Source organism: Azospirillum sp. OGB3 (assembly GCF_014192915.1).
In the GTDB taxonomy this organism is placed as follows: Bacteria; Pseudomonadota; Alphaproteobacteria; order Azospirillales; family Azospirillaceae; genus Azospirillum.
The window spans coordinates 14007-26840 of record NZ_JACHYN010000010.1; the positions used below are offsets into that span (position 1 = coordinate 14007).

7 protein-coding genes and 1 pseudogene are annotated in these 12834 nt (G+C 68.3%); 7 read left to right on the top strand and 1 reads right to left on the bottom strand.

The features are described 5' to 3' along the window. Positions 1-985 precede the first annotated feature (985 nt). The 7 genes and pseudogenes from FHW79_RS19290 (at position 986) to FHW79_RS19320 (ending at position 11293) form a co-directional block, all read left to right on the top strand. Positions 986-3208: a DUF3141 domain-containing protein gene (locus FHW79_RS19290; RefSeq protein ID WP_247884505.1), complete on the top strand. Its 2223-nt coding sequence runs from the start codon at positions 986-988 to the stop codon at positions 3206-3208. A 48-nt stretch (positions 3209-3256) separates the two neighbouring features. Beyond that, positions 3257-3733 (top strand): hypothetical protein, encoded by a 477-nt coding sequence (locus FHW79_RS19295; protein ID WP_183180455.1) that lies wholly within the window; start codon positions 3257-3259, stop codon positions 3731-3733. Between the two features lie 42 nt (positions 3734-3775). Continuing rightward, positions 3776-4705, top strand: a pseudogene (locus tag FHW79_RS19300) (bifunctional enoyl-CoA hydratase/phosphate acetyltransferase); the annotation flags it as partial. A gap of 38 nt (positions 4706-4743) precedes the next feature. Beyond that, entirely contained in the window at positions 4744-5838 is a 1095-nt protein-coding gene (locus FHW79_RS19305) for an efflux RND transporter periplasmic adaptor subunit (RefSeq protein ID WP_183180457.1), read from the top strand. Beyond that, on the top strand, positions 5835-7001 hold the full coding sequence (locus tag FHW79_RS19310; RefSeq protein ID WP_211108391.1) for an efflux RND transporter periplasmic adaptor subunit: 1167 nt from the start codon (positions 5835-5837) through the stop codon (positions 6999-7001). Before FHW79_RS19305 ends, FHW79_RS19310 begins: the two co-directional genes overlap by 4 nt. Then, a complete protein-coding gene (locus tag FHW79_RS19315) occupies positions 6998-10123 on the top strand; it encodes an efflux RND transporter permease subunit (protein ID WP_183180458.1) in 3126 nt (1041 codons plus the stop codon). The genes FHW79_RS19310 and FHW79_RS19315 overlap by 4 nt, the downstream gene beginning before the upstream one ends. Before the next feature lie 45 nt (positions 10124-10168). After that, the gene (locus FHW79_RS19320; RefSeq protein WP_211108392.1) at positions 10169-11293 is read left to right on the top strand and encodes an AI-2E family transporter; all 1125 of its coding nucleotides are present in this window, start codon (positions 10169-10171) and stop codon (positions 11291-11293) included. 164 nt (positions 11294-11457) lie between these two features. On the opposite strand, the gene pcaB is transcribed toward FHW79_RS19320, so the two are convergent. Beyond that, the gene (gene pcaB / locus FHW79_RS19325) at positions 11458-12807 is read right to left on the bottom strand and encodes a 3-carboxy-cis,cis-muconate cycloisomerase (protein ID WP_183180459.1); all 1350 of its coding nucleotides are present in this window, start codon (positions 12805-12807) and stop codon (positions 11458-11460) included. Between the last annotated feature and the right edge of the window lie 27 nt (positions 12808-12834).

Below are 12834 nucleotides of genomic sequence, written 5' to 3' on the forward strand. Positions count from 1 at the left end.
AGCGCTTTTTATGGGCGGCTTTTGATGGACGAGGAGACGGCTCCCCGACGAACCGGCTGGTCCGGCGCGCACTCGATGGACAGCCGGTCGGATGGGCAGCCGGTCGGTGGGGCAGGGTGCGGAGGTCGGGGAAAAGTTTAACTCGCAAAAGTCATCGCCTTGAAAAATAGCACTCGATTAAGCCCCTGCGCAGTCTGCTACGGTAACGCCCGCCGTAACGGCCATGTAGAGACGGCCGTTCTCCGTTAAAAACAACGGAAAGAACTTGCGCTGTGAGTGATCAATTCAATTAGGAGCATTTTAGACAATAGTTATTAAACTAACGAGAAATTTAATAAGGCGTCAAGGGTTTGATCCTCATTTAATGTGCAAGAAATCGAAATCCGTTCTTGGGCGATCCGGCCAAATCTCATGCCGAGAGACCGTGCCCAACCCAATCTCCGGGCATGAACCGACAAGGGAACGTGGCTTGATACGGTAACAAGGCCAACAGTTGCATGCTTCAACGTGGCGGGTGGCTTGGTGCAGAGTTCCCCTCCCCGCGTCAAAGCCGGAACCTCGACCCCTTCGCCTTCATAAAGGGTCCCTTCATAAAGGGTCGTTGTCCACAGGGCCGGCGTTGCGACGCCTTCGCGGAGGCGAAGAAACCGGTCGGCACAGTGAACGCACAGCCGGCGCATGCGCGTACAGCCAGAGAGAGCGTGTGATGAGAACTCGGCGGAAGCATCCCCTGACTGAACAACCGCTTCTGACGACGTGGTTTTCCGCCTGGACTTCGGCATTTCCCTTTTTGGGTCCCTTCGTCGACGCCGCGGGGGACGGACCCTCGGCAAGACCGGCTGGAACAAAGCCGGTTGCGGAGACGGCGGCCAGGGAGGGTGCGGACGGTACGCCAGCGCCGGCTTTTCCCAACCCGTTCCCTGGCTTCAACCCATTCCCTGGTTTCAACCCGATCCAGGACGCCTTCGAGTATGGCGTCGACGCCATGCAGCGCTGGGTCCTGTTCCTGGATGTCCTGCGGCGCCGCGGCGACCAGTTCATCGAGCACGCCGACAAGGGAAAGCCGCCCGTCCTGACCTTCCCGTACGAGGTCGTGATGGAGGGGCGGAAGCTGAAGCGGCCGTGCAACTACACGCTGCTTCGCATCCTGCCGGACCCCTCCGTCGGCACCGACCCGTCCAAGCGACCGTTCGTGATCGTCGATCCGCGCGCCGGCCACGGGCCGGGCATCGGCGGGTTCAAGCCGGACAGCCAGATCGGCACCGTTCTGCGCGCCGGCCATCCCTGCTATTTCATCGGTTTCCATCCCGATCCGGTGCCGGGCCAGACCCTGGCCGATGTGGGCGAAGCCGAGGCCTTCTTCATCGAGCATGTCGGAAAACTGCACGACGGCGCGGGCGGCAAGCCGTGCGTCATCGGCAATTGCCAGGCCGGTTGGGCGGTGATGGCGCTGAGCGCGGTCCGGCCCGACCTGATGGGGCCGATCATCATCGCGGGCTCCCCACTGTCCTACTGGGCCGGCGTGACGGGGCGGAACCCGATGCGCTATCTCGGCGGGCTGTATGGCGGCTCCTGGCTCGCCGCCTTGGCCAGCGATCTCGGCAACGGCCGCTTCGACGGGGCGCATCTGGTCGGCAACTTCGAGAAGCTGGACCCGGCCAACACCTATTGGAAGAAAGCGTACAAGCTGTACGCCTCCATCGACACGGAAGCGGACCGCTATCTCGACTTCGAAAAGTGGTGGAGCGGTTTCTTCCTGATGAACGGCGAGGAGATCGAGGCCATCACCGACGAGCTGTTCGTCGGCAACAAGATGACCAGCGGCGGCATCGTCCGGAACGGGCGCCGGCTGGATTTGCGGAACATCCGCTCGCCCATCCTCGTCTTCGCGTCTTTCGGCGACAACATCACGCCGCCGCAACAGGCGCTGGGCTGGATCCTCGACCTCTACAGCGACATCGAGGACATCCGGACCCACGAGCAGACCATCGTCTACAACCTCCATCACGACATCGGGCATCTGGGCATCTTCGTGTCCGGCCGCGTCGCACGGAAGGAAACGTCGGAGTTCGTCGAGAACATCGAATTCATCGACCTGCTGCCGCCCGGTCTCTACGAGATGACCCTTCAGCCGAAGGACCCGAACGTCCCCGGCGCCGACCTGGTCGCGGGCGGCTACGTGACGCGGTTCGAGCCGCGCACGCTCGACGACATCCGCGGGCTCGGCGGCAACACGCCGGAGGACGACCGGTGCTTCGCCGCGGTGGCCCGCATCTCCGACATCAACAAGGGCCTGTACGCCACCTTCGCCCGACCCTCCATCCAGGCGGCCGTCAACGAGCCCTTCGCCGAATGGCTGCGGATGATGAACCCGGCGCGCAGCCAGTATTACCTGTTCTCGCACCTCAACCCCTTCATGGCGCCGGTCGGCCCCATGGCCGACTGGGTGCGCGAGCACCGCCGCCCGGTCAGCCCGGACAACCCGTACCTGAGCGCGCAGAACCGCGTCTCGGACGAGATCGCGCAGGGGCTCGACCGCTGGCGGGACGCGCGGGACGGCGCCGTCGAACGTCTGTTCCTGGGCCTCTACAACGCACCGCTCCTTCAGGCTCTGGTCGGTCTGGCCGCGCCGGGCGAGGACGCGCGGCCGCCGCACGTCCGCGACGAGGCGTTCGAAGCCCTGGTCGAGAAGCGGATGGCCGAGATCATGGCCCGCGTGGAGGAGGGCGGGGTGCGGGAGGCGCTGTTCCGCGTTCTGATCCACGCGCGGCGCGGCGAAGGCGCCCTCGACGAGCGCGCCTTCCAGATGCTGCGGAAAATCCGCGACGAGCATCCCGGCACCCAGCACCTGTCCGTGGACGCCGTCCGCGCGGTCTTCCGCGAACAGGTCTTCCTGATGCTGATGGACGAAGACGCGGCGATGAGCGCGCTGCCCAAGCTGCTGCCCGGCGAGAAGGAGCGCAAGGAGGTGATGGCGCTGGCGGAGCGCGTCCTGGAGGCCTCCGGGCCGCTGACCCCAGACCAGCGCGCCCGTCTGCGGCAGGTGAACGCCCTTCTGCACGACAAGGAGGAGCGCATCGAGGCCGAGCGCGAGCCGCCCCTGCGCGTGCTGCCCGGGGCCGACGGAACGTCGCTGGCCAAGGCCGCCTCCGACATCAGCCGGGCGGACACGCCGCGCAGGGTGATGGGCGCCGCGAAGGCCAAATGAGCCGCGGTGCCGCCGGACGAGGCTGACAAGCAACAAGGGGAACGCGTCATGAGCAACATTGATCAGAGCAAGGCGGCCACGGCCGTCCCCGACATCGGCGACGACCTGATCTCGCCCGACGAACTCCGGAAGCTCGCCGAGGAGCACGAGATGGCCCTGCTCCAGGAAGCCCTGGAGCGGGAAAAGAAGCACATGAAGGAACAGGACACCGTCCGCGAAGCCTTCATGAACCAGCACATCCGCCCCGACGCCAAGGAGCGGTTCACCCGCGCGGTGCGCGACGCCGCGTCGCGCGGCGTGAAGGAAATCCAGGTGGCGCGCTTCCCGAGCAGCTACTGCACCGACGGTGGCCGGGCGATCAACAATTTCGAGCCGGACTGGCCGAATTCGCTGACCGGCTTCGCCCGCGAAGCCTACGAGGTCTTCGACAAGAGTTTGAGGGCGAAGGGCTACAAGCTGCGGGCGCAGATCCTGGACTATCCCGGCGGTATGCCGGGGGACGTCGGGCTGTATCTGCGCTGGTGAGGAGGGCGCGTCATGGCCGGCAGCCCGCCACCGCCCGCCCATCGGCATGAAAAGTACGAGCGGCTGGTCGCCGCCTGCCGCGAAATCCCCCCCGTCTCCACGGCGGTGGCGCATCCCTGCGACGCCTCGTCCCTGGGCGGCGCCGTCGACGCGGCCCGCCAGGGCTTCATCACCCCGATCCTGATCGGTCCGGCCGCGCGCATCCGGGCCGTGGCGGACGAGTCCGGCCTCGACATCGCCCCGTACGAGATCGTGGACGTGCCCCACAGCCACGCCGCCGCCGCCACGGCGGTGGAGCTGGTGCGCCAGGGGCGTGCGCAACTCCTCATGAAGGGAAGCCTGCACACGGACGAGCTGCTGCGCGAGGTGGCGAGGAAGGACAGCGGGCTGCGGACGGAACGGCGCATCAGCCACGTCTTCATCATGGACGTGCCGACCTACGCCAAGCCGCTGTTCATCACCGACGCCGCGGTGAACATCGCGCCGACCCTGGAGGACAAGCGCGACATCATCCAGAACGCCATCGATCTGGCGCGGGCGCTGGGAAATCCCCAGCCGAAGGTGGCGATCCTGTCGGCGGTCGAGACCATCAACCCGAAGATTCCCTCCACCGTGGAGGCCGGCGCGCTGTGCAAGATGGCCGACCGGGGGCAGATCACCGGCGGGGTGCTGGACGGGCCGCTGGCGCTCGACAACGCCATCAGCCCCGAAGCGGCGAGGATCAAGGGCATCGCGTCCCCGGTCGCCGGGCAGGCCGACATTCTCGTCGTGCCGGATCTGGAGGCGGGCAACATGCTCGCCAAGAACCTGACCTTCCTGGCGAACGCCGATGCCGCCGGCATCGTGCTGGGGGCGCGGGTGCCCGTCGTGCTGACCAGCCGGGCCGACAGCGTGATGACGCGCATGGCCTCCTGCGCCGTGGCGGCGCTCTACGCGCACCGGCAGCGGATCGAGCAGCCGGTGAAGGGGTGAGGGCGCCCATGAGCGGTCCCGAGAAGGAGAGAGGCCCCATGTCCTGGTCATCGTCTTGGTCATCCCGAGCGGCGATCGTCGCCGGCCTCCTGCTTCCCGGCTGCGAGCAGCCGGCGCCGCCGCCGGCCGAGGCGACGCTGATCCGCGCGCTGCCCGCGCAGGTCAGCCAGTTCGACCGCACCGCCGCGCTGACCGGCGAGATCCAGGCCCGCCACGAGAGCAACCTCGGCTTCCGCGTCAGCGGCAAGGTGGTCGAACGGCTGGTGGAGGTGGGGCAGGCGGTCACGTCCGGCCAGCTGCTGGCGCGGCTGGACAACCAGGACCAGACCAACGCCGTGCGGTCCGCCGAATCTGACGTGGCGGCGGCGCAGGCCGCCGTCGAGCAGAGCCGGACGCAGGAGGAGCGGCAGCGCTCCCTGCTCGCCAACGGCTTCACCACCCGGGTCCAGTACGACAACGCCCAGAAGCGCTTCCAGCAGGCGCAGGCCGAACTGAACTCCGCCGAGGCGCAGCTCCGTTCGGCCCGGGACACGCTGTCCTACACCGAACTGCGGGCCGACCGCGACGGCGTCATCACGGCGAAGGCGGCGGAGCCCGGCCAGGTGGTCGGCGTCGGACAGACGGTGCTGCGGCTGGCCGACCCGAATGAGCGGGAGGCGGTCTTCCAGGTGCCCGGCGCCAGCATCCGGCTGGATGGACGCGAGGGCCTGCCGCCGGTCGAGGTGCGGCTCGTCAACGACGCCAAGACCGTCACCGAGGGAACGATCCGCGAGGTGTCTCCGGGGGTCGATCCGGTGACCCGGACCTACACCGTGAAGGTCTCCCTGCCCAACGCCCCCGACGCCTTCCTGCTGGGCTCCTCCGTCGTCGGGCGGGCCAAGCTGCCGGCGCGGCCGGTGGTCAATCTGCCGTCCTCGGCCCTGTTCCAGACGGGAAACGGGGAGCCGGCGGTCTGGGTCGTGGCGCGGCCGGCCGACACGGTGAGCCTGCGCCCCGTCTCCGTCCTGCAATACGACACCGGCACGGTCACCGTCTCCAGCGGCCTCGCCGACGGCGATCTGGTGGTGGTCGGCGGCGTCCAGAAGCTGCGGCCGGACCAGAAGGTCACCATCAAGCCGGGGAGCGGCGCATGACCCGCATCGCGCGACCAACCATGCGGCCCCCAGCCATGTGGCGGCCACCCGCGAAGCCGCTTCTCGTCGCGCTGCTGGCGCTGGCCCCGGTTCTGGCGGCCTGTCAGCCGCAGGGTGGCCATCACGCCGACGCGGCGCCGGTGATCCGCCCGGTGCGGACCGTCACCGTGGAGCCGGTGACCTTCCGGATGGGCGGTTCCGCCACCGGAACCATCGAGGCGCGGGCCGACGCCGACCTTGGCTTCCGCATCGCCGGAAAGCTGATCGAGCGCAAGGTCGACGTGGGCAGTCTGGTCAAGGCCGCCGACGTGCTGGCGCGGCTGGACGACCAGGACCAGCGCAACGCGCTGCGCACCGCCGAGGCGAACCTCGCCTCCGCCAAGGCCGATCAGGTGCAGGCGCGCAACGAGGAGGGCCGCAAGCGGGAACTGCTGGCCAACGGCAACGCCCCCCAGGCCCAGTACGACGCGGCGCTGCTGGCGATGCGCACGGCCGACGCCAAGGTCGTCGCGACGCAGGCGGCGCTGCAATCGGCCCGCGACCGGGTCGGCTACACGGAGCTGAAGGCGGACCGGGACGGCGTGGTGACCACCATCGGGGCCGAGCCCGGACAGGTGGTCGAAGCCGGCCAGATGGTCGTCCGCGTCGCCCAGCCGGAGGAGCGCGAAGCCGTCTTCAACGTCGCCGAAACCGGCATCCGGGCGGCGCCGAAGGACCCGGTGATCGAGGTCTCGCTGGCCGGCGCGCCGGACATCGCGGCGGTGGGCCGCGTCCGCGAAATCTCGCCCCAGGCCGATCCCGTCACCCGGACCCACACCGTCCGGATCGCGCTGGACAACCCGCCCGACGCCCTGCGCCTCGGCGCGACCGTCGTCGGACGCCTGAAGCAGCCGCCCGCCCCGGTGGTCGAGCTGCCGGCAACGGCGCTGTTCGAGGAGGCGGGGCGAAGCTTCGTCTGGCTCGTCGACCCGAAGGCCCAGACCGTCCGGCGCCAGCCGGTCGTGATCCGGCCCAGGGATGGTGCCAGGGAGACCGATGGCCCAGTCATCGTCACCGAGGGCCTGACCCGCGGCGACGTCGTGGTCACCGCCGGCGTGCACAGCCTGAGCGAAGGCCAGCGGGTCCGGTTCAACCAGAAAATCGAAACGGCGGCGGCACCATGACCGGCTTCAATCTCTCCGAGTGGGCCCTGCGCCACCGCTCCTTCGTGTGGTACCTGATCATCTCGCTGACGGTGGCGGGCGGCATGGCCTACATGCGCCTCGGCCGCGAGGAGGACCCGGCCTTCACGATCAAGACCATGGTGGTCCAGGCCAACTGGCCCGGCGCCACCATCGAGGACACCATGAAGCTGGTGACCGACCCGATCGAGAAGAAGCTGGAGGAGATCCCCTATCTCGACTACGTCAAGAGCTACACCAAGCCCGGCATCTCGGTCGTCTACGTCAACCTGAAGGACTACACGCCGGCCGAGGCGGTGCCCGACCTGTGGTATCAGGTCCGCAAGAAGATCGCCGACATGAAGCCCACCCTGCCGCAGGGCGTGCAGGGGCCGGCCTTCAACGACGAGTTCGGCGACACCTTCGGCACCGTCTTCGCCTTCACCGCCGACGGCTTCAGCTACCGCGAGCTGAAGGACTATGCGGAGACCGCGCGGGCCGACCTGATGCGCGTGCCGGACGTCGGCAAGATCCAGTTCGTCGGCGTCCAGAACGAGCGGATCTACCTCGATTTCTCGACGCGCAAGCTGGCCGCGATGGGGATCGACCGTGAAGAGGTCATCGCCGAGCTTCAGGCCCAGAACGCCGTGGCCCCGGCCGGCGTGGTGCAGGCGGGCGACGAGAAGATCTCGGTCCGGGTCAGCGGCGCCTTCACGTCGGAGGACAGCCTGCGCGCCATCAGCCTCCGGGCCAACGACAAGTTCTACCGGCTGGCCGATCTGGCGGACATCCGGCGCGGCTACGCCGACCCGCCGTCGCCGCTGTTCCGCTACAACGGGGAGCCGTCCATCGGAATGATCATCTCCATGGCGGCCGGCGGCAACGTGCTGACCTTCGGCGAGGGCATCCGCGAGCGGATGCGGCAGGTCGAGGCGAACCTGCCGGTGGGCATCGGCGTCCACCTCGTCGCCAACCAGTCGGTGGTGGTCGAGGAGTCGGTCGCCGGCTTCACCAAGGCGCTGAAGGAGGCGGTCGTCATCGTCCTGGTGGTCAGCTTCATCAGCCTGGGCCTGCGCGCCGGGCTGGTGGTGGCGACCTCCATCCCGCTGGTGCTGGGCATGACCTTCATCGGCATGGAGTTCTTCGACATCACGCTCCAGCGCATCTCGCTGGGCGCGCTGATCATCGCGCTGGGCCTGCTGGTCGACGACGCGATGATCACCGTGGAGATGATGATCACCAAGCTGGAGGAGGGCTTCAGCCTCGATAAGGCGGCGACCTTCGCCTACACCTCCACGGCCTTTCCCATGCTGACCGGCACGCTGATCACCGTGGCCGGCTTCATCCCCATCGGCTTCGCCCAGGGCGGCGCGGCGGAATATTGCTTCACGCTGTTCGCCGTGGTGGCGATGGCGCTGCTGTTCTCCTGGATCGTCGCGGTCCTGTTCGCGCCACTCATCGGGGTGAACGTTCTGCCCAAGACCATGAAATCGAAGCACGGCAGCGAACCGGGGCGCCTGATGCGGATGTTCCGGGGCAGCCTGCGCCTGGCCATGCGGGCGCGCTATGTGGTGATCGTCGCCACGCTGCTGCTGTTCGGCCTGTCGGTCTTCGGCCTGCGCTTCGTCCAGCAGCAGTTCTTCCCCGCCTCCGACCGCCCGGAACTGCTGGTCAACCTGACCCTGCCGCAGACGGCCTCGATCCGGTCGACCGAGGAGGTGGTGGATCGCTTCGAGAAGGTGCTGGCGGCCGATCCGGACGTCGAGCGGTGGAGCTTCTACATCGGCCAGGGCGCGGTGCGCTTCTACCTGCCGCTCGACGTGCAGCTGGCCAACGACTACTTCGCCCAGGCCGTGGTGGTGACCAAGGGCTACAAGGTCCGCGAGGCCGTCCGCGCCCGGCTGGAGAAGGTGCTGAACGAGGACTTCTCCGACCTGAACACGCGGGTCAGCCCGCTGGAGATGGGGCCGCCGGTCGGCTGGCCGATCCAGTACCGCGTCTCCGGACCCGACGTGGGCGAGGTGCGGGCCATCGCCGCCCGGATGGCCGACACCATCGGCACCAACCCCTACACGCTGCTGGTCAACTACGACTGGAACGAGCCGTCGAAGGTGGTGCGGGTCGATGTCGACCAGGACAAGGCCCGCCTGCTGGGGATCAGCTCCAAGTCGCTCAACCAGGCGCTGAACGCCACGGTGTCGGGTGCCGCCTTCACCCAGGTGCGCGACGACATCTACCTGATCGACGTGGTGGCCCAGGCGACCAACGCGGAGCGCAGCTCCATCGAGACGCTGCGCAACCTCCAGATCGCCATTCCGGATGGACGCACCGTGCCGCTGGGCGAGGTCGCGACCATGCGCTACGACCTGGAGCAGCCGGTGGTCTGGCGGCGGACGCGCCTGCCCACCATCACCGTCCAGGCCGATCTGGTCCCGCCGTTGCAGGCCGCGACGGTGGTGCAGCAGCTGGCCCCGGCGGTGGACGAGCTGCGGCGCAGCCTGCCGCCCGGCTACACCGTCGAAGCGGGCGGCACGGTGGAGAACAGCGCCAAGGGCATGGCCTCGATCACCGCCGTCTTCCCGATCATGGTCTTCGTCATGCTGACCATCCTCATGATCCAGCTCCAGAGCTTCCAGAAGCTGTTCCTGGTCATCAGCGTGGCGCCGCTCGGCCTGATCGGCGTCGTCGCGGCGCTGCTGCCGACCGGCACGCCGCTGGGCTTCGTCGCCATCCTGGGCGTGGTCGCGCTGATCGGCATGATCGTCCGCAACTCGGTCATCATGATCGCCCAGATCGACGAGCATCTGGAGGCGGGGGAGCATCCCTGGGACGCCGTCATCAACGCCACCATGCACCGCGTGCGGCCGATCCTGCTGACGGCGGCGGCGGCCAGCCTGGGCATGATCCCCATCGCCCCGGAGGTCTTCTGGGGTCCCATGGCCTACGCGATCATCGGCGGCCTGATCGTGGCGACCCTGCTGACGCTGCTCTTCCTGCCGGCGCTCTACGTCGCCTGGTTCCGGATCCGCGAACCGGCGGCGGAGGAACGCGCCAAGCCCCGCTACGACGAGGCCATGCACCCGCCGGGCCCGGCGCCGACCAAGGGAGTGACGAGCGGTGTGTGACCACCCGCGTCTTGACGGGAACACAAGCTGAAGGGAACGGAAACCGTGGCGGACTTCATTCACGACCGGTTCATGCCGCGCGCCGACGCCGCGGAGGCCCCGGAGCGGTACGAGATGAGCTATGTCCGCAAGGCGCTCGTCCTGTCCATGATGCTGGTCCTGCTGATCGGCTGCTTCGTCGTGCTGCGCCCCTTCATCGCGGCGATCCTCTGGGCCGTCATCCTGTCCTTCAGCACCTGGCCGCTGCACCGGCGCATCGAGCGCGCGCTCGGCGGGCGCACGACGCTGGCGGCGGCGATCATGACGCTGGCGATCATGACGATCCTCGTCGGGCCCCTCGTCGCGCTTGGAATAAAGCTGTCGGAAAATGTCGTCCGGGTCTTCGAAACGCTTCACACGGCCATGGACCGGGGGCTTCCGCCCCTGCCGGACTGGCTGGTCGGCCTCCCGATCCTCGGGGACCGGCTGCGGGAGATGTGGAGCGTGCTGGCGAGCGGCGAGTCCAATCTGCGCACGACGCTCCAGCCCTATCTCGGCCAGATCCGCGACGGGGTGCTGGCGAGCGGCGGGCATCTTCTCTCGGGGACGTCGCTGATCGCGCTGAGCATCCTGATCGCCTTCTTCCTCTATCGGGACGGCCGCACCGCCGTGCGCCGGCTGCGCAGCATCGTGGGGCGGATCGCCGGCGACCGCGCGCGGAAATCCCTCGACGTCGCGGCCGAGACGATCAACGGCGTCGTCCATGGCGTGCTCGGCACCGCGCTGGTGCAAGCCATCATCGCCACCGTGGGTTACTGGATCGCGGGGCTTCCCGGCGCCCTGCTCCTCGGCTTCATCACCTTCTTCCTGACGCTGGTGCCGATGGGACCGGCGCTGATCTGGCTGCCCGCCGCGATCTGGCTGGCCAGCCAGGGCCGCACCGCCATGGCGATCTTTCTGGTGGCCTGGGTCGGCCTGCTGGTCGGCAGCCTCGACAACATCCTGCGCCCGATCCTGATCGGCCGGAGCAGCGATCTGCCCTTCATCATCATTTTCCTGGGCATCATCGGCGGTCTCGTCGCGTTCGGCCTGATCGGCATCTTTCTCGGCCCGACGCTGCTCGCCGTGGCCTACGGCCTCATTCGGGAATGGAGCGGGGGAAACGAGCCGGGCGACGTTGCGGCGGAATAGGCGGGCGGGCCGTCCAAGAGACGGCGCCCGAAGGCGCCGTCGACATGCCCTGTGGATCAGGCCCGCGCCTGGACAACAGGCGCGATGCCGGAGCCGAGGTCGCCCAGGCAGAGACCACCAACAGCCTGCGCTTGGCTCACCTGAGCCTGTCCTGAACGGCCCGATCAGCCGTTCATGCGGGCCAGCACACGATCGACCATGACCCCGGACTGCCCGAGGTAATTGGCCGGATCGCAGAGCCTGGCCAGTTCGGCACGGCTGAGGCAGGCGCTGATCTCCGGCGTTTCGGCCAGCAGGTCGAGCAGCGGCCGGTTCTGCCGCACCGCCTCGCGGCAGAGGTCGTAGACGAGGTCGTGGGCGTATTCGCGGCCGATGTGGCGGCCGAGCCCCATCATCACCGCCTCGGACGCCACCAGCCCGTTGGTCATCTCCAGGTTCGCGCGCATCCGTTCGGCATCCACCTCAAGGCCGCTCGCCACGAACCGCGCCTGTTTCAAGGCGCCGGCCAGCAGGCAGAACGCCTCCGGCAGGACGATCCACTCGATCTCCCAAGGGCCGGTCGACCGCTCGTGGTCGGCGACCATGGCGTCGAGCAGGGCCGCCGCGTGCTGGCGCAGCACGGAGATCGACGCGTGGATGTAGCAGCTGGAGATCGGGTTGCGCTTCTGCGGCATGGTGCTGCTCGACCCGCGGCCATGGGCGAAGGGCTCGTAAACCTCGCCGACCTCCGTCTGCATCATCAGCTTCACGTCCATCGACAGCTTGCCGAGCGTGCCGCCGACCAGACCCAGGAAGCAGCCCACCTCGGCGATGGTGTCGCGGATGGTGTGCCAGGCGATCACCGGCTGGGCGAGGCCCAGCTCCTCCATCAGCCCGGCCTGGGTCTCCATGGCGCCGTGCTCCAGGGAGGCCAGCGTGCCGGACGCTCCGGCGAACTCGCCCATCAGCACGCGCGGGCGGAGCTGCGCCAGCCGCTCCCGATGGCGTTCGACCGCCGACAGCAGCCCGGCCATCTTGTAGCCGAAGGTCACCGGCACCGCCTGCTGGAGGTTGCTGCGGCCGATCATCGGCGTGTCCCGGTGGCGCTTGGCGAGGGTCGCCAGGGCCGCCGACAGGCCCGCAAGGTCCTCGTCCACGATGGCCAGCGCTTCGCGCATCTGCAGGACCGTGGCGGTGTCGGTGATGTCCTGCGTGGTGGCGCCCCAGTGGCAGAATTCGCCGAGCCGGTCGCGGCAGAGCGCGTTGAGCTGCGAGACGACGCCCAGCACGGGGTAGCCGATGCGCTCCGTCTGCGCCTTCAGCGTCGCCGTGTCGATCCTGTCGAGCGAACAGTTGGCGACGATCTCGTCGGCGGCCTCCTGCGGGATGATGCCCAGGCGGCCCTGGACGCGGGCGAGTGCGGCCTCGATGTCCAGGTACTTGCGGGTTCGGTTCTCGTCCGACCAGACGGCGCGCATGGCCGGGGTGCTGAAGATGTCGCCGAAGATGGCGGAGTCGATGATCGTGGACGGCATGGTGCTGGTCCTCCCAAAAATGGTTTT